Below are 19,981 nucleotides of genomic sequence, written 5' to 3'. Positions count from 1 at the left end.
AAGAAACAAAGCCGATTCCGCTGTCATCCGATGTCCGAACCGAAGATCATTGCCTTCCACCTGCCGCAGTTTCACGAGATCGAAGAGAACAACCGCTGGTGGGGCCAGGGCTTCACCGAATGGACCAACGTCCGGCGTGCGAAGCCGCTCTACCGCGGGCACCGGCAGCCGCGCGTTCCCGCCGGCGACCGCTACTACGACTTGATGCAGCGCGAGACACGCGAATGGCAGGCCGACCTGGCGCGCCGCCACGGCGTGCACGGCTTCTGCTACTACCACTACTGGTTCAACGGCAAGCAGTTGCTCGAACGCCCGATCGAGGCGTTGCTCGACGAGGGCCGCCCCGACTTCCCGTTCTGCCTCGCGTGGGCCAACGAACCGTGGACCCGCGCCTGGGACGGCGGCGAGCGCGACGTGCTGATGCCGCAGTCGTATGGCGACGAGCCCGACTGGGACCTGCATTTCGCCAGCCTGCTGCGCAGCTTCCGCGACCCGCGCTACATCCGCGTCGACGGCCGGCCGATGCTGCTGGTCTACCGCTGCGAGAGCATTCCGACCTTCGAGCCGATGCTGGCGCGCTGGCGGGCGCTGGCGGCCGAGGCCGGCCTGCCGGGCTTGCACGTCGTCGCGATGCAGACGGCCTACGTCGCGGGTGCGCAGAGCCGGTTGGCGGATGCCCAGGTCCAGTTCGAGCCGATGTACACGCTGAAGCACGACCAGCCGAGGGGGTACCGCATGCGCCAGCGCATCTCGCGCCAGGTGGCGAAGCTGTGCCACTGGCTGTCGCCCGAGGCACGCTCGCACCGCCTCGACAGCCACGACTACGGTCGCCTGTGGCAGCTGATCCGGCGCCGTCCGCTGGCGGCGGGCACCTACCCCGGCGCGTTCGCCGACTGGGACAACAGCGCGCGCCGCGGCGCGCACGGCCTGGTGCTGCGCAACTTCAGCCTGCGCACCTTCCGCCGCGGCCTGGCCGCGCAACTGCAGAAGGCACGCAGCAGCGGCGCGCCGTTCGTGTTCTTCAATGCGTGGAACGAATGGGCCGAGGGCACCTACCTGGAGCCCGACACCCACCACGGCATGCAGTTGCTGGACATCGTTGCCGAACTCACCCACACCCCACGCGGGAACAACACGCCATGACGAACGCATCCGCCGCCCACCCGACCCTGCCCGGCGGCCTGCCGGACACCCACCTGGACCTGGGCTGCGGCAAGTTCCCGCGCAACCCCTACCGCCAGCAGCGGTTGTTCGGGGTCGACATCCGGCCGCTGCCGCCGACGCCCGATTTCGAATCGCGAGTCGCCAACCTGGCGCTCGACCCGATTCCGTACCCCGACGGCATGTTCGGCTCGGTCTCGGCCTTCGACTTCATCGAGCACATCCCGCGCGTGCTGGCCGTGCCCGACGAGCGTCGCACCATCCTGCCGTTCATCGCGCTGATGAACGAGATCTGGCGCGTGCTGGCGCCGGGCGGGAGGCTGTACGCGGTGACGCCGGCCTACCCGCAGCCGGAGGCTTTCCAGGATCCGACGCACGTCAACATCATCACCGACCGCACGCACGAGTACTTCTGCGGCGAGACGCCGTTCGGTCGCATCTACGGCTTCGAGGGGCGCTTCCGGCTGGTGCGCGCGCACTGGGTGCGGCACCACAACCTGGACTTCACCGGGCCGGAGAAAGCCGCCGAGCGCGAGGCGCTGGAGCGCCAGCGCCGCAAGCGCCGCCAGCCGCTGCGCTGGATCGCGTACACGCTGCGCGACGCCGTGCGGCTGCTGCGCGGCAAGGACCACGGGATCAACGAGCGCCGCAAGGCGCACCTGCTGTGGGAGTTCGAGGCGGTGAAGTGAGCCGCCGGAGGGTCCCGGCCGGCGCTACATCAGCACGATGTCGTAGGCCTCCGGCGAGCCCGCCGCCTCCGCCTGCAGCGAGATCGGCTTGCCGATGAAATCGCTCAGGCCGGCCAGGTGCTGGCTCTCCTCGTCGAGCAGCATCTCGACCACCGCCGGTGCCGCGATCACGCGGAACTCCTTCGGGTCGAACTGCCGCGCCTCGCGCAGGATCTCGCGCAGGATGTCGTAGCACACGCTGCGCGGCGTCTTCACCTGGCCCTTGCCGCCGCAGGTAGGGCACGGCTCGCACAGCATGTGCGCGAGCGATTCGCGGGTGCGCTTGCGCGTCATTTCCACCAGCCCGAGCTGCGTGAAACCGCTCACCGTGATCTTGGTGCGGTCGCGCGACAGCTGCTTGCGCAGCTCGCCGAGCACCGTGCCCTGGTGCTCGTCGCGCGCCATGTCGATGAAGTCGATGATGATGATGCCGCCGAGGTTGCGCAGCCGCAGCTGGCGCGCGATGGCCTGCGCGGCCTCGAGGTTGGTCTTGAAGATCGTGTCGTCGAAGTTGCGCGCCCCGACATAGCCGCCGGTGTTCACGTCGATCGTCGTCAGCGCCTCGGTCTGGTCGATGATCAGGTAGCCACCCGACTTCAGGTCGACGCGCCGCGCCAGCGCCCGCGCGATCTCCTCGTCGATGTTGTACAGGTCGAAGATCGGCCGTTCGCCCTTGTAATGCTGCAGCTTGCCGACCGAGCCCGGCGTGTACTCGCCGCCGAACGCGAGCAGTTGCTCGTACTGCATCAGCGAATCGATGCGGATCGACTGCGTCGCGTCGTTCACGAGGTCGCGCAGCACGCGCTCGACCAGGCTCAGGTCCTGGTGCAGCAGCGTGCCGGGTGGCGACTTGAAGCTGCGTTCGCGGATCGTGCCCCAGGTCTTGCGCAGGTAGGCGATGTCGTCGGCCAGTTCGACGTCGGTAGCGTCCTCGGCGTTGGTGCGCAGGATGAAGCCGCCGCCGGCATACGGCGTGGCCGGCGGTTGCCCACCTTCGGTCTTGCCGGTCAGCTCGTTCATGCGGGTGCGCAGCTGGTCGCGCAGCTCGTGCGAGCCGATCTTCTGCGAGATGCCGAGGTGGTCGTCCTGCGGCAGGAACACCAGCATGCGCCCGGCGATGCTGATCTGCGTGGACAGCCGCGCGCCCTTGGTGCCGATCGGGTCCTTGATGACCTGCACGGTCAGCGTCTGGCCTTCGAACACCAGCCGCTCGATCGGCAGCGGCGGCGCGGCGCCCGGCGCGTGGTCGTTGCGCGGGCTGCTGCCGGCGACGTGCACGTCGGCCACATGCAGGAAGGCCGCGCGTTCGAGGCCGATGTCGATGAAGGCCGATTGCATGCCCGGCAGCACGCGGGCGACGCGGCCGGCGTAGATGTTGCCGACGAGGCCGCGTTCGAGCGTGCGTTCGAGGTGGAGTTCCTGCACCGCGCCGTTCTCGACGACCGCGACACGGGTCTCCTGGGGTGCCCAGTTGATGAGGATGTCTTGCATGGGCGCTCTTGTTGCGGCGGCGGCGTCAGAACCTGACGCGCGCTTGTCTCAGCAGTTGGGCCGTTTCGTACAGGGGCAAACCCATGATACCGGAGTGACTGCCGGCGATGCGGCGGATCCAGCCGGCCATCGCGCTCTGGATCGCGTACGAGCCGGCCTTGCCGAACGGCTCGCCGCTCGCGACGTAGGCGTCGATCCATGCCGCCGGCAGCGGCGCCACGTCGACGCGCGAGACGTTGACCAGCAGCTCGCGGCGCCGGCCACTGGCCAGCGCCACCGCGGTCAGCACGCGGTGCGTGCGGCCCGACAGCCGTTCGAGCACGCGGCGCGCGTCGTCGGCATCGGCCGGCTTGCCGAGGATGCGCCGGCCCACCGCGACCGTGGTGTCGGAGCACAGGATCGGCGCAGCCGGCAGCCCGCGCGCCGCATGGCGCTTGCGCGCTGCGGCCAGCTTGGCCAGCGTCACCCGCTCGACGTAGTCGGCCGGCAGCTCGCCGGGCCGCTCGGCTTCGAGCGCCTCGGCGTCTTCGTCGGCACCGGGCAGCAGCAGTTCGTGGCGCACGCCGATCTGGTCGAGCAGCTGGCGGCGGCGCGGGCTCTGCGACGCGAGATAGATGAAGTCGTGCATTCCGGGGGACGGCTACTCGCGGTGGTAAGGGTGGTTCACCGTCAGCGTCCAGGCGCGGTACAGCGCCTCGGCCAGCAGCACGCGGGCGAAGGCATGCGGCAGCGTCAGGTCGGACAGGCGCATCGTCTCGTCGGCACTGCGCTTCAGGTCGGCATCGAGCCCGTCGGGGCCACCGACCAGGAAGGCGACGTCGCGCCCGTCGGGCAGCCAGGCCTTCATGCGGGCCGCCAGCTGCACGCTGGTCAGCCGGTCGCCGCGCTCGTCGAGCACGACGCGGCGCACGCCCTTCGGCAGCGCCGCCTCGATGCGCGCGGCTTCGGCCGCCATCATCTGCTCGGCGGTGCGCGAGCCGCGGGTCTCGGCCTTGACCGCCTTCAGCTCGAGGCGCATTTCCGGTGGAAAGCGCTTCGCGAAGTCGTCATAGGCCGTCTCGGCCCAAGACGGCTGGCGCTGGCCGACCGCGACCAGCAGCAGCTTCACGCGCGCGAGGTCTTCTTGGCCGGCGCTTTCCGGGCGGGAGCCTTCTTCGCAGCTGCAGCCTTCGCAGGTGCCGCCTTCGCCGGCGCCTTGCGGGCCGCGACCGGCTTGGCGACGACCTTCTTGACCACGACCTTGGCCGGTGCCGACTTGGCCGCCGCCTTCTTCGCCGGTGCCGCGCTCTTGACACCGACCGTGCGCGTCACGCCGCCCGTCCTCGCCGGTGCGGCCTTGCGTGCCGGTGCCTTGGCCGGGGCGGCCTTCCGGGCCGGCGCCTTGGCTGCTGCCGTCCTGGCCGGGGCCTTGGCAGGGGCCTTGCCGGCCGCGGCCTTCTTCGCCGGCGCCTTCTTCGCGGCCGCCTTCTTCGCGACAGGCTCTTCGGCCTTCACGAGCTTCGCCGGCGCGCTGTCGACCTTCAGCTTGATCGGCTTGTCGCCCCAGATTTCCTCGAGGTGGTAGTACTCGCGGATCGAGGGTTGCATCACGTGGACGACGGCGGCGCCGCAGTCGACGATGATCCATTCGCCGTTGTCCTCGCCCTCGGTGCGCAACACCGGGAAGCCGCCCGATTTCACCGCATCACGCACGCTGGCTGCGAGGGCCTTGGTCTGGCGGTTCGAGGTGCCCGACGCGATGATCACGCGCTCGAAGAGCGGTGAAAGATGCTCGGTGTTGAAGACCAGGATGTTCTGTGCCTTCACGTCTTCCAGACCATCGACGATGGCGCGCTGCAGTTTTCGGATGTCCATTCAACTCCTGAGATCGCCTCTGTATAGGGCGTGTTGGGCAATATAGCGCGCCACGGGGGCGGGCACCAGATCGTCGACCGCAAGTCCCCGGGCCACGCGGGCACGGATCTCGGTCGACGACACGTTCATCATCGGCAGCGGCACCGCACGGTGCGGCAGCGCCTGCACCTCGGCGCTCGCTGCCATCGTCACGCCGGGCCGGTTCGCGACCGCGAGCGTGACACGCTGCAGCAGGTCCTGCCAGCGCACCCAGCTGTGCAGCCCGGCGTACTGGTCCTGGCCGATCACCAGGAACCACTCGACGCCCGGCTCGGCGGCCTGCAATGCGCGCACGGTGTCGAAGGTGTAGCTCGCGCCGCTGCGGCGCAGCTCGCAGTCTTCGAGCGCGAAGCGCGGCTCGTCGGCGATGGCCAGCCGCACCATCGCTTCGCGATGCGCGGCGGGCGTCAGGTCGCGGTGCTTCTGCCATTGGCGACCCGCCGGCACCCAGCGCAATTCGTCGAGGCCGAGTTGCGACAACGCCACACGGGCCAGCGCGACATGCGCCGCGTGCACCGGATCGAAGCTGCCGCCGAACAGCGCGATGCGCTTCAAGAGGGCGTCTCTTCCGCCCACGCCCGCGGGCGCAGGAAGTCGGTGTACAGCCGGGCTTCCGGCGTGCCGGCTGCGGGCGACCAGTTGTAGCGCCACTTCACCAGCGGCGGCATCGACATCAGGATCGATTCGGTGCGCCCGCCCGACTGCAGCCCGAACAGCGTGCCGCGGTCGAACACCAGGTTGAACTCGACATAGCGCCCGCGCCGGTAGGCCTGGAAATCGCGCTCGCGCTCGCCGAACGCCGTCGCGTTGCGGCGCTGCACGATCGGCAGGTAGGCCGGCACGAAGGCGTCGCCGACCGCGCGCAGCATCTCGAAGCTGCGCTCGAAGCCGAGTTCGGAGAAATCGTCGAAGAACACACCGCCGACGCCGCGCGGCTCGTTGCGGTGCTTCAGGAAGAAATACTCGTCGCACCACTGCTTGAAGCGCGGGTACTTGTCGTCGCCGTAGGGCGCGAGCGCCTCGCGGTTGACGCGGTGGAAGTGCTGCGCGTCTTCCTCGAAGCCGTAGTACGGCGTCAGGTCCATGCCGCCGCCGAACCAGGTGACCGGTTCGCCGCCAGCCGGCAGCGCGGCCAGCATCCGCACGTTCATGTGCACGGTCGGCACGTAGGGGTTGCGCGGGTGGAAGACCAGCGAGACGCCCATTGCCTCGAACGGCGCCCCGGCCAGCTCGGGCCGGTGCTGCGTGGCCGACGGCGGCAGCACCTTGCCCTTCACGTGCGAGAAGCTGCAGCCGCCGCGCTCCAGCAGCGGCCCTTCTTCCACCAGCCGCGACAGGCCTTCGCCCTCGAGCTTGCCGCCGGGCTCGCGCACCCAGTGGTCGGTGACGAACGAATCGCCACCCTCGGCCTCCATCGCGCCGATGATGCGCGACTGCAGGCCAAGCAGGTACTCGCGAACGGCGCCGGTGTCGCTCATCGCTTGATGGCGCGGTGGCCGATGTCGCGGCGGAACTGCATGCCGTCGAAGTGGATGCCCTGCAGCGCCTCGTAGGCCCGGTGCTGCGCCATCTTGGTCGAATCGCCGAGCGCGGTGACGCACAGCACGCGCCCGCCCGAGGTCACGACGCCGCCGGCCGCCGGCGCGGTGCCGGCATGGAACACCATCGCATCCGGCTGCTCGGCCGGCAGCCCGGTGATGGCATCGCCCTTGCGCGGGTCCAGCGGGTAGCCGCCGGCTGCCATCACGACGCCCAGCGCGACGCGCCGGTCCCATTGCAGCTCGACCTGGTCGAGCGTGCCGTCGGTCGCGGCCATCATCACGTCGAACAGGTCGCTCTTGAGCCGCATCATGATCGGCTGCGTCTCGGGGTCGCCCAGCCGGGTGTTGAACTCGATCGTCTTCGGCGCGCCGTCGTCGTCGATCATCAGCCCGGCGTACAGGAAGCCGGTGAACGGCGTGCCGTCGCGGGCCATGCCGGCGATGGTCGGCAGGATGATCTCGTGCATCACCTTCGCATGCACGTTCGGCGTGACGACCGGTGCCGGCGAGTACGCGCCCATGCCGCCGGTGTTCGGGCCGACGTCGGCATCCTGCAGCCGCTTGTGGTCCTGGCTGGTCGCGAGCGGCAGCACGTTCTTGCCGTCGCACATCACGATGAAGCTGGCTTCCTCGCCCTGCAGGAACTCCTCGATCACGACGCGCGCGACGCCGGCGTTGTGCTGCACGCCCAGGCGGTTGCCGGTCTCGGTCCCCCCGAGGATCCAGTCGATCGCCTCGTGCGCCTCGGCCAGCGTCATCGCGACCACCACGCCCTTGCCGGCCGCCAGGCCGTCGGCCTTGATCACGATCGGCGCGCCGTGCTTGTCGACGTGCGCATGCGCCGCCTTCGGGTCGTCGAAGGTGGCGTACAGCGCGGTCGGGATGCCGTGGCGCTGCATGAAATCCTTCGCGAACGCCTTCGAGCTTTCGAGCTGCGCGGCGGCCAGGGTCGGGCCGAACACCCGCAGGCCGCGGGCGCGGAATTCGTCGACCACGCCGGCCGCGAGCGGCCCCTCGGGTCCGACCACCGTCAACGCGACCTTCTCGGCCACCGCGAAGTCGGCCAGCGCCTTCACGTCGGTGATCGCCACATTCTTCAGCCGCGCATCGAGCGCGGTGCCGCCGTTGCCCGGCGCGACGTAGACCACCTGCACCTTCGACGACTGCGCGAGCTTCCAGGCCAGCGCGTGTTCGCGTCCGCCGGAGCCGATCACCAGAACTTTCATGCGTTCACTCTCATTCGCCCAGAACGGCGTTGTGGAAGACATCCTGCGTGTCGTCCAGGTCTTCGATCACGTCGAGCAGCTTCTGCATGCGCTGCGCGTCTTCGCCGGCCAGGTCGACGGTGTTCTCGGCACGCATCGTGACCTCGGCCACCTCGGGCTTCAGGCCCGCGCCTTCGAGCGCCGCCTTGACCGCCTCGAAATCGACCGGCGAGCACAGCACCTCGATCGCGCCGTCGTCGTCGGTCACCACGTCTTCGGCACCGGCTTCGAGGGCGACTTCCATCACCTTGTCCTCGTTCGTGCCCGGCGCGAACACGAACTGGCCGCAGTGCTTGAACTGGAAGGCCACCGAGCCTTCGGTGCCGAGGTTGCCGCCGTACTTGCTGAACGCATGGCGGATCTCGGCGACGGTGCGCACCCGGTTGTCGGTCATGCAGTCGACGATCACCGCGGCACCGCCGATGCCGTAGCCCTCGTACCGGATTTCCTCGTAGCTGACGCCTTCGAGGTTGCCGGTGGCCTTGTCGATGTTCTTCTTGATGGTGTCGGCCGGCATGTTGGCGGCCTTCGCCTTCTCGACCGCCAGCCGCAGCCGCGGATTTTCCTTGACGTCGCCGCCGCCCTGGCGTGCCGCGACCATGATCTCGCGGATCACGCGTGTCCAGATCTTGCCGCGCTTTTCATCCTGGCGCCCCTTGCGGTGCTGGATGTTGGCCCATTTCGAATGTCCGGCCATGAAGGCTCCTCTGAGGACCCACGCCGGCAGCCGGGTGGGCAATGTTCTTGGATAGACTGCAATTTTACTTGCCTGCCCACCGGAGATCCCCATGGCCGAGCCGATCCTGATCGCCAAGCACGACACGGCGGCGTGTTTCCTGCTGCCGGCGCTGGCGAATCGCCATGGGCTGATCACCGGCGCCACCGGCACCGGCAAGACGATCACGCTGCAGACGCTGGCTGAAAACTTCAGCAAACTGGGCGTGCCGGTGTTCATGGCCGACGTGAAGGGCGACCTGACCGGCATCACGCAGGCCGGCAAGGTGGGCGACAAGCTGGCCGCGGTGCTGAAGGAACGCGGGCTCGACGCACCCGCGTCGGCCGCCTGCCCCGCGACGCTGTGGGACGTGTTCGGCGAGCTGGGCCATCCGGTGCGCGCCACGATCAGCGACATGGGCCCGCTGCTGCTGGCCCGCATGCTGGCGCTCAACGAGACACAGGCCGGCGTGCTGAACCTGGTGTTCAAGATCGCCGACGACAACGGCCTGCTGCTGCTCGACCTGAAAGACCTGCGCGCGATGCTGCAGCACGTCGGCGAGAACGCGAGCCAGTTCACCACCGAATACGGCAACGTCAGCGCCGCCAGCGTCGGCGCGATCCAGCGCGGGCTGCTGCAGATCGACGAACAGGGCGGCGACAGGTTCTTCGGCGAGCCGATGCTGAACATCGCCGACTTCATGCAGACGGTCGATGGCCAGGGCGTGGTCAACGTGCTCAGCGCCGACAAGCTGATGAACGCGCCGCGCCTGTACGCCACCTTCCTGCTGTGGATGCTGTCCGAGCTGTTCGAGCAGCTGCCCGAGGTCGGCGACCTCGATCAGCCGAAGCTGGTGTTCTTCTTCGACGAGGCGCACCTGCTGTTCAAGGACGCGCCGGCCGCGCTGGTCGAGCGCATCGAGCTCGTCGTGCGGCTGGTGCGCAGCAAGGGCGTCGGCGTCTACTTCGTGACGCAGAACCCGCTCGACATCCCCGACACCGTGCTGGCCCAGCTCGGCAACCGGGTGCAGCATGCGCTGCGCGCGTTCACGCCGCGCGACCAGAAGGCGGTCAAGTCGGCCGCGAGCACGATGCGCGCGAACCCGGGGCTCGACATCGAGACGGCGATCACCGAGCTGGCGGTCGGCGAGGCGCTGGTCAGCCTGCTCGACGAGAAAGGCCGGCCGAGCGTCACGCAGCGCGTGTTCGTGCTGCCGCCGGGCAGCCAGATCGGGCCGATCACGCCGGCGCAGCGCCAGGCGCTGGTCGCGAACTCGCTGGTGGCCGGGGTGTACGAGAAGGCGGTCGACCGGGAGTCGGCGTACGAGAAGCTGAAGGGGCGTGGGGCCGCAAGCGCCGATGCGGGGCGGCCGGCCCCGTCGCCGACCTCGTCGCCGTCGGCCACATCCTCGCCGATGCCCGCGCCGACCGGCGGTCAGCCGGCCGAGGCCGGCGGCGGCTGGGGCGGCATGCTCAATGACGTGCTGTTCGGCACCACCGGGCCGCGCGGCGGCAAGCACGACGGGCTCGCGCAGACGATGGCGAAGTCGGCGGTGCGCACGATCGGCACCAGCGTCGGCCGCGAGCTGATTCGCGGCGTGCTGGGCAGCCTGATGGGTGGCTCGAAACGCCGTTGAACCTTATGGCAGCACGTTCAGCTTGACGCCCGGCACCGCGGTGACGCGCGCTTCGCTGGTCACGCTGCCGATGATGCCGTTCGCGAAGAAGCTGTTCTGCGTGTCGGGCTCCAACGCAGCGATCACCAGGTTGGCGAGCGGCTGGCTCAGCGGCACGTAGTAGCTGCCGACCGGCACGTCCATCAGCGCCTGCGTCAGCAGCACCTGCGCATGCACGACCGCGCCGCCGTCGGCGATGGTGCCGCGCACGTCCTGTCGCGTGCCGGTCTGGCGCGCGGTCTCGGCATACACCTCGCCCTGCATCACCCCCATCGCGGCCACCTGCTCGACCCGCACGCCCAGCGTGCGCAGCCGCATCACCGCGTCGCCCTGGTCGGCGGCCAGCCAGTAGCCGCAGGCACGCGGGCGGGTCTTCAGCGGCTGCAGTTCGAGCGCCGAATCCCAGTTGACCACCAGCGCCTTGTCGGCGCCGGTCGTCGGGTCGAGCATCTGCAGCGTGTACTCGCTGGGCGTCGGGCCGGCCTCGACCACCGCATCGCCCTGGCAGGCCTTCGCGGCCACGTCGGCGTCGACGTACTGGCGCAGCTTCACCAGGTCGGCCGAGCGGTCGGCCGCGCTGCGCAGGAAGCTGCCGAGTGCGACCACGTGCGTCTGCACCCGACGCTTCAGGTGCAGGCGGCCGATGCCGACGCCGCGCGTCTCGATGAGGATGCTGACCGCGTTCGTCAGGCCGTTCACGTTGCGCCCGGTGTCGGGCTGCGTGCCGCCCATCGAGATCTTCTTGTCGTTCACGTCGACCGAGGTGGTGTAGTACCACTCGGCGCTCAGCCCCTGCTGCTTCAGGCTGGCGAGCATCGGCTGGCGGAACCATTCTTCCGCGGCCTTGGTGATGAACTCCGGCAGGTTGGCGGTGGTGGCGTACTGCACCAGCGCGTCGAAGCGCTGCACCGCGCCGAACTTCTCGAGGAAGCGGCCGACCACCGTGTACTCGTGCGAATCGACCACCAGCACCGGCTGGAAGTCGCGCACCAGCCGGGCCTGCGCCTGCGCCTCGGGGGTGCGCAGCAGCAGGTGGTCGCGGTTGGCATCGATGCCGCTGGCAGTGACGCGGCGCTGCGCCTGCGCGCCGTCCGGGTTGGCGCGCGGCAAGATCACGACGTTGATGCGGTCCAGCAGGTCCTGCAGGCCGCCGCCGGCAAGTTCGCGCGCGAGCACGATCAGCGCTTCGCTGCCGGCCGGTTCGTCGCCATGCTGCTGGCCGACCAGCAGCACCGTCGGCCGGCCGCTCTTCAGCACCGCGGCGGGCGACATGTCGGGGTTGCGGGTGAACAGCACCGCCTCCAGCGGCACGCCGGCCTGCGAGCTGCCGAGCGGCAGCAGCGTGGCATTGCGCCCGCCGTGCACGATCTCGCGCAGCACCGCCTGCAGCTCGGCATTGGTCGTGAAGCCGGCGTGGCCGGGCTGGAAGGCCGGCGTGCGGAAATCGACCGCAGGCTCCGGGAAGCGGGCGGCGACCAGGTCGTTGTACGGCGCCGGCAGCGCTGCATCGGCCGACACGGCGGGCGCGGGGGCCGGGGCGGTCGGGGTCGGCCGTTTGGCCGGCGGCATCTGCGGCCCGCCGGCGGGCGTCCACTCGGGCATCGGCGAACTGCATCCGAGCAGCGCGGTCACGGCCAGCAGCGACAGGCCGGCAGCGGCGCGCGACAGCAGGGTGGAAAAGGACATGCGGGTCTCCGTGGGACGCAAAAGCGGCGGCGCCGACTATACGACCACGGCCCGGCCCTGCATCGCGCGCCCGGCCCGCTCGCGCCGCGGCGACCACCGCTTGCGCCGGCATTGCGCGCTTCGTCGCACGCCGCTCGCCCGCCCGACGCCGCCGCGCGACAGTGTGTCCATCGACACCCCCGCCTGAGGACACCCATGTTCACCGCCATCCTTCACCACACGCCGTCCTGGGTCTGGTGGCTGCTCGCCGGCCTGGTCGCGCTCGGCTGGTCGCAGTCGCGCGACCGCCTGCTGACGCTGCAGCGTGCGACGCTGCTGCCGCTCGCGATGGTCGGCCTGTCGTTGTACGGTCTCGGCTCGGCCTTCGGCTGGGGCACCGAGCCGCTGACCGCCTGGGTGGCCGGTGCGGCCGCCGCGCTGGCTGCGGTGCATGCGGCCGGCGGCTGGCGCGGCTTCGAATGGCAGGCCTCGGCGCGACGCGTGTTCGTGCCGGGCAGCTGGATGCCGATGGTCACGATCCTCGGCGTTTTCGGCATCAAGTTCGCGGTCGGCGTGATGCTGGCGATGCAGCCGGCGCTGCGCTCCCAGGCCGCATTCATCGGCGCGGTCGCGCTGGTCTACGGCGTCTTCAGCGGGCTCTTCTTCAGCCGCGGCATCGCGAGCTGGCAGGCGGGCCGCCATGCGCTGCGGGCGGGCCGCGCCTGATGCCCGTGCCCACCGACCTGCCCCACAATCCCGCGATGCCCGACACCGCGCCTGTCCACGAGTCCTTCACTGCCGGCGGCTTCGCCCGCCACGGGCTGATCGTGCTGGGCTTCAACACCTTCATCGGCATCGCGCTGGCGATCGGACGCGGCGGCGACTGGCGCATCCAGATGGTCTATGCGCAGTGCATCGGCCTGAGCATCTGGGCGCTGATGGATTTCGGCCGGATGGCCTTCCATCCCGATCCCGAGACCGGCTGGCCCAGGGGCTGGCGGCGCGCCGTGCTGCAGCTGGGGGCGGTGCTCGGCGGCTACCTGCTCGGCAGCACGCTGGGCGACGCGCTGTTCGGCCGGCCGCTGCTCGACATGTGGCGTGGCTCGCCGCGCATGCTGCTGAGCTACCTGCTGATGTGCCTGGCGGTCAGTGCCGGCATCTCGTTCTACTTCCATGCCCGCAACCAGGACCAGCTGCGCCTGCGCCAGCTCGCCGCCGCCCAGCGCGACATCGCCGAGCACCGGCTGAAGCTGCTCGAATCGCAGCTCGAGCCGCACATGCTGTTCAACACGCTGGCCAACCTGCGCGTGCTGATCGCGCTCGACCCGCCGCGCGCGCAGCAGATGCTCGACCAGCTGATCGCCTTCCTGCGCGCGACGCTGTCCGGTTCGCGGGCTGCGCTGCACCCGCTGTCAGCCGAATTCGCACGCGTCGCCGACTACCTCGAGCTGATGAAGGTCCGCATGGGCGACCGGCTGCAGACCGAGCTCGACCTGCCCGCCGAACTGGGCACGCAGGCGGTGCCGCCGCTGCTGCTGCAACCGCTGGTCGAGAACGCGATCAAGCACGGGCTGGAGCCGCACGTCGACGGCGGCCGGCTGGTCGTCAGCGCGCGGCGCGATGGCGATGCGCTGGTGCTGAGCGTGCGCGACACCGGCGCCGGCCTGTCCGCGGCGCCGGCCGACGGCACCCATTTCGGGCTGTCGCAGGTGCGCCAGCGGCTGGCGACTCTGCATGGCGAGGCCGCTTCGCTGAGCCTGCAAGCCGCGACCGACGCCGACGGCGGCACGCTGGCCACCGTCCGACTGCCCTGGAGCCCGCCCTGATGAATGCCACTGACATGCCGGCCACCGCGCTGATCGCCGAAGACGAGCCGCTGCTGGCCGCGAACCTGAAGGCCGAGCTGCAGGCGCTGTGGCCGGACCTGCGGATCGTCGCGAGCGTCGCGCATGGCGAAGCCGCGGTGCAGCAGGCGCTGGCGTTGCGGCCGCAGCTGCTGTTCCTCGACATCCGGATGCCCGGCATGAGCGGGCTGGAGGCGGCGCAGGCCATCGCCGAAGACTGGCCGGACGACGGCTCGCCGCTGCCGGCGCTGGTGTTCGTGACGGCCTACGACGAGTACGCACTGCAGGCCTTCGAGCAGGCCGCGGTCGACTATGTGCTGAAGCCGGTGCAGCCGGCGCGCCTCGCACAGACCTGCGCGCGGGTGCAGGCAGTCCTGAAGCAGCGCACGTCGGCGGGCGGCGGCGCCATCGATGCCGCGCTCGGGCAGCTGCGCCAGCTGCTCGGCAGCGGCCCGCCGACGGTGCCGCCCGTGGCGCCGCTGACGGTGATCCAGGCGGCCGTCGGCAATGCGATCCACCTGGTACCGGTGGCCGAGGTGGTGTACTTCGAGGCGGCCGACAAGTACGTGCGGGTCGTCACGCTGGAGCGCGAGTACCTGGTGCGCACCTCGCTGCGCGAGCTGTTGCCGCAGATCGACCTGCAGCGCTTCTGGCAGGTGCACCGCGGCACGGTGGTGCGGTCGGACGCCATCGCCACCGCGTTGCGCGACGAGGCCGGCAAGATCACGCTGACCCTGCGCGGCCACGCCGACCGGCTCGCGGTGAGCCGGCTCTACGCGAATCTCTTCAAGCCGATGTGATCAGCGGCGGTGGCCGTCGTGGTCGTGATGGTCGTGGTAGTAGCCGCCACGGCCCGGCACGATCACCGGCACCGGACGCCCCACCGGGTAGTGGTGGTAGACGGGATACGGACGGTAGACGACCGGGTACGGCCGATAGACCGGCCGCGGGCGGTAGACCACCACCGGTGCAGGCTGGACGTAGACGGGGGCCGGTTCGTAGTAGGCCGGCTGCACGTAGACCGGCTCGGCATAGACCGGCTGGGCATAGACCGGCCCACTCGACACGACGGTGGTCACCGGCGGCAGGTTGACGCCGATCGACCATTGGACATTGGCGGCATGCGCGCCGGCGGTGGACAGCGCACCCAGCAGGGCCAGCGCGGCGATGAACGGGGTCTTGCGATTCAGCATCGTGAACTCCTTGTGATCCTGACGCTGCGATCGCAGCGTCACGGGTCTACAACGTCACGACACCTGCTTGCGAAGACCGGCTTCCGTGTCGATTGGTAAGCCGCAGGTTTCCGGAAGGTTAAGTTGACTGGCGTCGTGGGCTTACTGACGTGCGCGGTGCATCGCCAGTTCCAGCAAGGAGCGCAGGTCGCCGAGCTCGGTCAACACCTCGAACGAGAAGCCGGCGCGCCCGGGGCGGTCGCTCAGCAGCAGTTCGTCGAAGTAGGCCGGCAGGTGGAGCGGCCGTTCCCACAGCGCGGCCAGCCGGTTGACGACGTGCGGATGGCGTTGCGCCGTCGTCAGCGGCTGGTAGCGCGGCGGCAGCGACGCGAGCCATTCTTCGGCGATGCCGCTGAGCCCGCCGAGTTGCACCGCGCGCTTCGGCGGCGGCGGCGGCGGCCGGTGCGGCAGGCCGTGCGGCCCGTCCATCAGCGCCGACGGCGCGGTGGCCATCCAGCCGGTCTGGCTGGGCGAGAAATCGAACCCGAAGTTCGAGGGACGCGGCGGTCTGTTCATGCTGCCGATTGTTCGACTGCGCTCCCCGGCTGACCAGCCCGCGGTGCCCCTCTGCTCGCGGGGGTAGATACAACCAGTCACAAGTTGGCGTGAGAAAAATCACGGCCCAGCGATTGCCGCGGCGCCTCCAGGGGTGCGAACTACAATGAATTCACGTTTCGCAGCCCCGCGCAACGCCTCCAACTCCTTGATTCCAAGCGCATTTCATGAGCGATCCCCACAGCAAGGCACCCGCTGGCGAGTCCGCCGCCGCCGACGTTCGGCCGACCAATTTCCTGCGGCAGATCATCGAGCGCGACCTCGACCAGGGACGCTACGCGGGGCGCCATTTCGCCGGATCCCCCGGTGACGCCGCCCACCACGCCGGCGGGCCGCTCGACGCGGCACGGGTGCGCACCCGCTTCCCGCCCGAGCCGAATGGCTACCTGCACATCGGCCATGCGAAGAGCATCTGGCTGAACTTCGGGTTGGCGCGCGACTTCGGCGGCGTGTGCCACCTGCGCTTCGACGACACCAACCCCGAGAAGGAAGAACAGGAGTACGTCGACGCGATCATCGAACTCGTCACCTGGCTGGGCTTCGACTGGCGCAGCGACGTGAACGGCGCGCCGGTCGAGCACCTCTTCTACGCGAGCAACTACTTCGACTTCATGTACCGCGCGGCCGAGGCGCTGATCGGCGCCGGCCACGCCTACGTCGACGAGCAGAGCGCCGACGCGATGAAGGCCACCCGCGGCGACTTCAACACCCCCGGCACCGACAGCCCGTTCCGCAACCGCACGCCGGCCGAGAACCTGGCGCGCTTTCGCGAGATGCGCGACGGCAAGCTCGCCGACGGTGCCGCGGTGCTGCGCGCGAAGATCGACATGGCGTCGCCCAACATCAACCTGCGCGACCCGGCGCTCTACCGCATCAAGCGTGCGACGCACCACAACACCGGCGACACCTGGTGCATCTACCCGATGTACACCTACGCGCACCCGATCGAAGACGCGCTCGAGCAGATCACGCACAGCATCTGCACGCTGGAGTTCGAAGACCAGCGCCCGTTCTACGACTGGCTGCTCGACACGCTGTGCGGCCTGGGCCTGCTCGCGCAGCCGCGGCCGCACCAGCACGAGTTCGCGCGGCTGAACCTAACCTACGTGATCACCAGCAAGCGCAAGCTGAAGCAGCTGGTCGACGAGAAGCACGTCGACGGCTGGGACGATCCACGCATGCCCACCCTGGCCGGCCTGCGCCGCCGCGGCTACACGCCGGCGGCGATCCAGCTGTTCTGCGAGCGCATCGGCGTGACGCGCGACTACAGCTGGATCGACTACGGCACGCTCGAAGGCGCGTTGCGCGACGACCTGGAAGGCAAGGCAGCGCGCGCGATGACGGTGATCGACCCGGTGAAGCTGAAGCTCGTCAACTGGGCCGAGGTGTTCGGCAGCGACACCCACATCGAACCCTGCCATGCGCCGGCGCATCCGCACCGGTCCGAGCTCGGGCAGCGCGACTTCGGCCTCGGCCCCGAACTGTGGATCGAGCGCGACGACTATGCCGAGACGCCGCCGAAGGGCTTCTTCCGGCTGTTCCCGGGCAACAAGGTGCGGCTGAAGTACGGCGTCGTCGTCGAATGCATCGGCAGCGAAAAGGATGCGAGCGGCGAGCTGGTCGTGCTCGCGAAGGTGATTCCCGACACGAAGAGCGGCACGCCGGGCGCCGACGCGGTGAAGGTCAAGGGCACGATCACCTGGGTCGGCGTGCACGACGGCGTGCCGGCCGAGCTGCGGATCTACGACCGGCTGTTCACAGAGGCCCAGCCCGACGCGGGCGGACGCGACTACCTGACGGTGCTGAACCCCGGCAGCAAGAAGGTGCTGCAGGGCTTCGTCGAACCGTCGCTCGCGAAGGCGCGACCGGACGACAAGTTCCAGTTCGAGCGGCATGGGTACTTCGTGGCGGATCGCGTTGACTCCACCGCTGGAAAGCTCGTGTTCAATCGCATCACGAGCCTGAAGGACAGCTGGGGCAAGTAGAAGTCAGTCCGGTTTGAAGAAGCCCCATTCGCGTTGAGCGTGTCGAAACGCTGGTGCCGGCGGCAGGGCTTCGACAGGCTCAGCCCGGCCCTTCGACAAGTTCAGGGCGAGCGGAGTCGAGTCGTCGCGCTCACTCCACCACCTTGACCCGCTGGCCCACCGCCGGATCCTTGCCGCCGCCGTAGACGCCGTTGATCAGCTTCAGCTGGGCCTCGGCCTGCGGCAGCGGCGACTGCTTCGCCAGTTCGGCGAACCCACCGCGCGGGAACGGCACCGACTTCAGCGTCCACGGCTTCGCCGCGGCACGGTCGGCCGCGGTCAGCGCGCGGAACGAAGCCTCGGCGTCCTTCAACCCGGCCGCGTTGCGCTGCAACGCGGCGGCATCCTTCGACGCCTGCAGCAGCACGAAGCGGTTGTTCTGCGGACCGTCGACCACCGTCGCAACGACCGCCCGCGCCTGGCCCTGCTTGGTCGTCGCGGTGCCGGTGAAGCGGCTCGCCTTCAGGCCGTTCAGCTCGATCTTGTCGAACCGGCCCTGCGTCGGCTTGAACACGCTGCGCACGATCTCCTCGTGCGTGCTGCCGGCCTTGGCCGGCGCCAGCATCACCACCAGCCCGGCATCGCCCGCCGCATTGACCAGCGTGATGTCTTCGGCCGAGTTCTGCACCTTCCAGCCCTCGGGCGCCTTCAGCACGATGCCCAGCGGCTCGTGGTAGAAGCTGCGCCCGCGCGTCACCCCTTGCGCGCGGCTCTCGCCGAACGCCATCCCGGCGATCGCCTGCAGGTAGCGGTCGCGACCTTCGTCGACATAGGAAGCATCCTTGGCATAGGTGTCGGCAATGGCCGTGATGTCGCGCAGGCGCTGGTCGTTGCTCGGGTGCGAGGCGAGCCAGTCGTTGCCGCCCGACGCGCTGCGGCCCTCGGCCTTCGCGGTGTCGGCGGCGAACTGCTCCTGGCGCTTCAGCACCTGGATCACCTCGACCATGTTCTTCGGGTCGTAGTGGTTGCGCACAAGGTACTCGGCGCCGAGTTGGTCGGCCTGCGATTCCTGGTCGCGGCTGTACGACGCGATGTAGCCGGCCGCGACGCTCTGCGACACCTGGCTGGCCACGTCGCCGATGCCCAGCACCGCGCCGAGCACGGTCGCCGCGACCACGCCGATGCCGGCGGTCTGTTGGCGCGTCGCACGCTGCGCGCCGTGGCGCGCGGTGACGTGGCCGATCTCGTGGCCCATCACGCCGGCCAGGTCGGCCTCGCTCTCCATGTAGGCCATGATGCCGCGCGTCACGTAGACATAGCCGCCCGGCAGCGCGAAGGCGTTGACCTCGGGGCTGTCGAGCACGGTGAAGGTCCACTGCAGTTGCGCGCGGTGCGACTGCTTCGCCAGGCGCTGGCCGAGGTCGTTCACATAGGCCTGCACCGGCGCGTTGTCGAGCACCGCGTATTCCTTCAGCACCTCCTGGTGGGCCTTCTTGCCTTCGGCGATCTCGGTCGGCTCGTCCATCACCGAACGCTCGCTGCGGCCCGTCACCGGGTTGACGACGGAGGCGCAGGCGCCCAGCAGCGACGTGGCCAGCAACAAGGGGATCAGCAGACGACGCATGGCAAGGACCTTTCCGGGAGTGCGGCCGGATGGTAGCCGCTGTGCCGGCGCTGTCCCCACGCTTGCAGGGCCGCGGTCGGTGGCGTACTGTCGTGGATCAGTCTCCAGGAGTTTCACCATGCGCTTCGGATCGATCATCGGATGGGCCGCCTTCGCGGCGTGCGTTGCAGGGCCCGCCGCCGCGGCGGGCTCGGCCGACGTGCAGTTCAGGCAGCCGGAACGCTTCGTCGATGCCGGCGAAACGCCGCGCGAACGCGACATCAACCTGCGCCTGCTCGCCGACCAGTTGCAGGCGCTCGCCGCGCAGCACCTGCCGGCCGGCCAGTCGCTGCAGGTCGAGGTGCTCGACGTCGACCTGGCCGGCTATCTGCGGCACACCCGGCGCGGTGACTTGCGGGTGGTGCGCGACGACCACGACAGCGCGCGCATCTGGCTGCACTACGCGCTGGTGTCCGATGGGCGCACGCTGCGCACGGGCGATGTCGCGCTCAGCGACCTGTCCTCGCGCAAGGCCCCCGCCGGGTTCGGCACCGACCGCAGCGCGCTCGGTCGCGAAAAGGCCTTGCTGGCGAACTGGTTCACCCAGGAATTCGGCGCGGCGCGGGCCGCCGCGAACTGACCAGCAGGC

20 protein-coding genes are annotated in these 19,981 nt (G+C 69.7%); 8 read left to right on the top strand and 12 right to left on the bottom strand.

The genetic code is table 11. The features are described 5' to 3' along the window. Positions 1-30: 30 nt before the first annotated feature. Positions 31-1,143 carry a glycosyltransferase WbsX family protein gene (locus FHT26_RS06685; RefSeq protein WP_168559379.1) on the top strand — a complete coding sequence of 371 codons (1,113 nt, stop codon included), beginning with the start codon at positions 31-33 and terminating at the stop codon, positions 1,141-1,143. Continuing rightward, complete coding sequence (locus tag FHT26_RS06680; RefSeq protein WP_168559378.1) at positions 1,140-1,850, top strand: class I SAM-dependent methyltransferase; 711 nt, start codon at positions 1,140-1,142, stop codon at positions 1,848-1,850. The genes FHT26_RS06685 and FHT26_RS06680 overlap by 4 nt, the downstream gene beginning before the upstream one ends. A gap of 24 nt (positions 1,851-1,874) precedes the next feature. On the opposite strand, the gene rng is transcribed toward FHT26_RS06680, so the two are convergent. From rng to FHT26_RS06640, 8 genes are read right to left on the bottom strand one after another with little or no spacing between them, the layout of a single operon-like run. Continuing rightward, the gene (rng, locus tag FHT26_RS06675) at positions 1,875-3,380 is read right to left on the bottom strand and encodes a ribonuclease G (protein ID WP_168559377.1); all 1,506 of its coding nucleotides are present in this window, start codon (positions 3,378-3,380) and stop codon (positions 1,875-1,877) included. A 25-nt stretch (positions 3,381-3,405) separates the two neighbouring features. Next, positions 3,406-4,008 carry a Maf family protein gene (locus FHT26_RS06670; protein WP_168559376.1) on the bottom strand — a complete coding sequence of 201 codons (603 nt, stop codon included), beginning with the start codon at positions 4,006-4,008 and terminating at the stop codon, positions 3,406-3,408. Positions 4,009-4,020: 12 nt separating this feature from the next. Then, positions 4,021-4,488, bottom strand: a complete 468-nt coding sequence (gene rlmH / locus FHT26_RS06665; RefSeq protein ID WP_168559375.1) for a 23S rRNA (pseudouridine(1915)-N(3))-methyltransferase RlmH — start codon at positions 4,486-4,488, stop codon at positions 4,021-4,023. Then, positions 4,485-5,234 carry a ribosome silencing factor gene (rsfS, locus tag FHT26_RS06660; RefSeq protein WP_168559374.1) on the bottom strand — a complete coding sequence of 250 codons (750 nt, stop codon included), beginning with the start codon at positions 5,232-5,234 and terminating at the stop codon, positions 4,485-4,487. The genes rlmH and rsfS overlap by 4 nt, the downstream gene beginning before the upstream one ends. Then, positions 5,235-5,828 carry a nicotinate-nucleotide adenylyltransferase gene (gene nadD / locus FHT26_RS06655; RefSeq protein ID WP_210427276.1) on the bottom strand — a complete coding sequence of 198 codons (594 nt, stop codon included), beginning with the start codon at positions 5,826-5,828 and terminating at the stop codon, positions 5,235-5,237. Then, positions 5,825-6,751, bottom strand: coding sequence for an oxygen-dependent coproporphyrinogen oxidase (gene hemF, locus FHT26_RS06650; protein ID WP_168559372.1), 927 nt, complete (start codon positions 6,749-6,751; stop codon positions 5,825-5,827). The genes nadD and hemF overlap by 4 nt, the downstream gene beginning before the upstream one ends. After that, on the bottom strand, positions 6,748-8,040 hold the full coding sequence (gene purD / locus FHT26_RS06645; protein WP_168559371.1) for a phosphoribosylamine--glycine ligase: 1,293 nt from the start codon (positions 8,038-8,040) through the stop codon (positions 6,748-6,750). The genes hemF and purD overlap by 4 nt, the downstream gene beginning before the upstream one ends. Before the next feature lie 10 nt (positions 8,041-8,050). Then, on the bottom strand, positions 8,051-8,776 hold the full coding sequence (locus FHT26_RS06640; RefSeq protein WP_168559370.1) for a YebC/PmpR family DNA-binding transcriptional regulator: 726 nt from the start codon (positions 8,774-8,776) through the stop codon (positions 8,051-8,053). A gap of 91 nt (positions 8,777-8,867) precedes the next feature. Between FHT26_RS06640 and FHT26_RS06635 the strand changes: the two genes are divergently transcribed. Further along, complete coding sequence (locus tag FHT26_RS06635) at positions 8,868-10,430, top strand: helicase HerA-like domain-containing protein (RefSeq protein WP_168559369.1); 1,563 nt, start codon at positions 8,868-8,870, stop codon at positions 10,428-10,430. A gap of 3 nt (positions 10,431-10,433) precedes the next feature. Here the strand turns inward: FHT26_RS06635 and FHT26_RS06630 are convergent, their stop codons facing one another. Beyond that, the gene (locus tag FHT26_RS06630; protein ID WP_168559368.1) at positions 10,434-12,155 is read right to left on the bottom strand and encodes a M14 family metallopeptidase; all 1,722 of its coding nucleotides are present in this window, start codon (positions 12,153-12,155) and stop codon (positions 10,434-10,436) included. Positions 12,156-12,350: 195 nt separating this feature from the next. On the opposite strand from FHT26_RS06630, the gene FHT26_RS06625 reads away from it, so the two are divergent. The 3 genes from FHT26_RS06625 to FHT26_RS06615 are packed head-to-tail and all read left to right on the top strand — an operon-like array spanning position 12,351 to position 14,778. Next, positions 12,351-12,860: a DUF6622 family protein gene (locus FHT26_RS06625; protein WP_168559367.1), complete on the top strand. Its 510-nt coding sequence runs from the start codon at positions 12,351-12,353 to the stop codon at positions 12,858-12,860. A 35-nt stretch (positions 12,861-12,895) separates the two neighbouring features. After that, positions 12,896-13,960 carry a sensor histidine kinase gene (locus FHT26_RS06620; RefSeq protein ID WP_168559366.1) on the top strand — a complete coding sequence of 355 codons (1,065 nt, stop codon included), beginning with the start codon at positions 12,896-12,898 and terminating at the stop codon, positions 13,958-13,960. After that, positions 13,960-14,778 (top strand): LytR/AlgR family response regulator transcription factor, encoded by an 819-nt coding sequence (locus FHT26_RS06615; protein ID WP_246867755.1) that lies wholly within the window; start codon positions 13,960-13,962, stop codon positions 14,776-14,778. The genes FHT26_RS06620 and FHT26_RS06615 overlap by 1 nt, the downstream gene beginning before the upstream one ends. Here FHT26_RS06615 and FHT26_RS06610 read toward each other — a convergent pair whose 3' ends face one another. After that, on the bottom strand, positions 14,779-15,171 hold the full coding sequence (locus FHT26_RS06610) for a hypothetical protein (protein ID WP_168559365.1): 393 nt from the start codon (positions 15,169-15,171) through the stop codon (positions 14,779-14,781). A 141-nt stretch (positions 15,172-15,312) separates the two neighbouring features. Then, positions 15,313-15,726 (bottom strand): hypothetical protein, encoded by a 414-nt coding sequence (locus FHT26_RS06605; protein ID WP_168559364.1) that lies wholly within the window; start codon positions 15,724-15,726, stop codon positions 15,313-15,315. A 206-nt stretch (positions 15,727-15,932) separates the two neighbouring features. On the opposite strand from FHT26_RS06605, the gene FHT26_RS06600 reads away from it, so the two are divergent. Next, a complete protein-coding gene (locus tag FHT26_RS06600; RefSeq protein WP_168559363.1) occupies positions 15,933-17,750 on the top strand; it encodes a glutamine--tRNA ligase/YqeY domain fusion protein in 1,818 nt (605 codons plus the stop codon). A gap of 130 nt (positions 17,751-17,880) precedes the next feature. Here the strand turns inward: FHT26_RS06600 and FHT26_RS06595 are convergent, their stop codons facing one another. After that, the gene (locus FHT26_RS06595) at positions 17,881-19,353 is read right to left on the bottom strand and encodes a M48 family metalloprotease (RefSeq protein ID WP_168559362.1); all 1,473 of its coding nucleotides are present in this window, start codon (positions 19,351-19,353) and stop codon (positions 17,881-17,883) included. A gap of 118 nt (positions 19,354-19,471) precedes the next feature. Between FHT26_RS06595 and FHT26_RS06590 the strand changes: the two genes are divergently transcribed. Beyond that, complete coding sequence (locus FHT26_RS06590; RefSeq protein ID WP_168559361.1) at positions 19,472-19,972, top strand: DUF3016 domain-containing protein; 501 nt, start codon at positions 19,472-19,474, stop codon at positions 19,970-19,972. Positions 19,973-19,981: the final 9 nt, after the last annotated feature.

The organism is Rhizobacter sp. SG703 (genome assembly GCF_012275445.1).
Taxonomy (GTDB): Bacteria; Pseudomonadota; Gammaproteobacteria; order Burkholderiales; family Burkholderiaceae_C; genus Rhizobacter.
The sequence above is the reverse complement of the archived record's forward strand: the minus strand, read 5'-3'. Positions and strand labels throughout refer to the sequence as shown.

What these genes read in the sequence shown, in the direction of transcription:
- FHT26_RS06685 (WP_168559379.1), top strand. Translation starts at nt 31, where the DNA reads ATGTCCGAACCGAAGATCATTGCCTTCCACCTGCCGCAGTTTCACGAG.
- FHT26_RS06680 (WP_168559378.1), top strand. Translation starts at nt 1,140, where the DNA reads ATGACGAACGCATCCGCCGCCCACCCGACCCTGCCCGGCGGCCTGCCG.
- rng (WP_168559377.1), bottom strand. Translation starts at nt 3,380, where the DNA reads ATGCAAGACATCCTCATCAACTGGGCACCCCAGGAGACCCGTGTCGCG.
- FHT26_RS06670 (WP_168559376.1), bottom strand. Translation starts at nt 4,008, where the DNA reads ATGCACGACTTCATCTATCTCGCGTCGCAGAGCCCGCGCCGCCGCCAG.
- rsfS (WP_168559374.1), bottom strand. Translation starts at nt 5,234, where the DNA reads ATGGACATCCGAAAACTGCAGCGCGCCATCGTCGATGGTCTGGAAGAC.
- hemF (WP_168559372.1), bottom strand. Translation starts at nt 6,751, where the DNA reads ATGAGCGACACCGGCGCCGTTCGCGAGTACCTGCTTGGCCTGCAGTCG.
- purD (WP_168559371.1), bottom strand. Translation starts at nt 8,040, where the DNA reads ATGAAAGTTCTGGTGATCGGCTCCGGCGGACGCGAACACGCGCTGGCC.
- FHT26_RS06640 (WP_168559370.1), bottom strand. Translation starts at nt 8,776, where the DNA reads ATGGCCGGACATTCGAAATGGGCCAACATCCAGCACCGCAAGGGGCGC.
- FHT26_RS06635 (WP_168559369.1), top strand. Translation starts at nt 8,868, where the DNA reads ATGGCCGAGCCGATCCTGATCGCCAAGCACGACACGGCGGCGTGTTTC.
- FHT26_RS06630 (WP_168559368.1), bottom strand. Translation starts at nt 12,155, where the DNA reads ATGTCCTTTTCCACCCTGCTGTCGCGCGCCGCTGCCGGCCTGTCGCTG.
- FHT26_RS06625 (WP_168559367.1), top strand. Translation starts at nt 12,351, where the DNA reads ATGTTCACCGCCATCCTTCACCACACGCCGTCCTGGGTCTGGTGGCTG.
- FHT26_RS06620 (WP_168559366.1), top strand. Translation starts at nt 12,896, where the DNA reads ATGCCCGACACCGCGCCTGTCCACGAGTCCTTCACTGCCGGCGGCTTC.
- FHT26_RS06615 (WP_246867755.1), top strand. Translation starts at nt 13,960, where the DNA reads ATGAATGCCACTGACATGCCGGCCACCGCGCTGATCGCCGAAGACGAG.
- FHT26_RS06610 (WP_168559365.1), bottom strand. Translation starts at nt 15,171, where the DNA reads ATGCTGAATCGCAAGACCCCGTTCATCGCCGCGCTGGCCCTGCTGGGT.
- FHT26_RS06605 (WP_168559364.1), bottom strand. Translation starts at nt 15,726, where the DNA reads ATGAACAGACCGCCGCGTCCCTCGAACTTCGGGTTCGATTTCTCGCCC.
- FHT26_RS06600 (WP_168559363.1), top strand. Translation starts at nt 15,933, where the DNA reads ATGAGCGATCCCCACAGCAAGGCACCCGCTGGCGAGTCCGCCGCCGCC.
- FHT26_RS06595 (WP_168559362.1), bottom strand. Translation starts at nt 19,353, where the DNA reads ATGCGTCGTCTGCTGATCCCCTTGTTGCTGGCCACGTCGCTGCTGGGC.
- FHT26_RS06590 (WP_168559361.1), top strand. Translation starts at nt 19,472, where the DNA reads ATGCGCTTCGGATCGATCATCGGATGGGCCGCCTTCGCGGCGTGCGTT.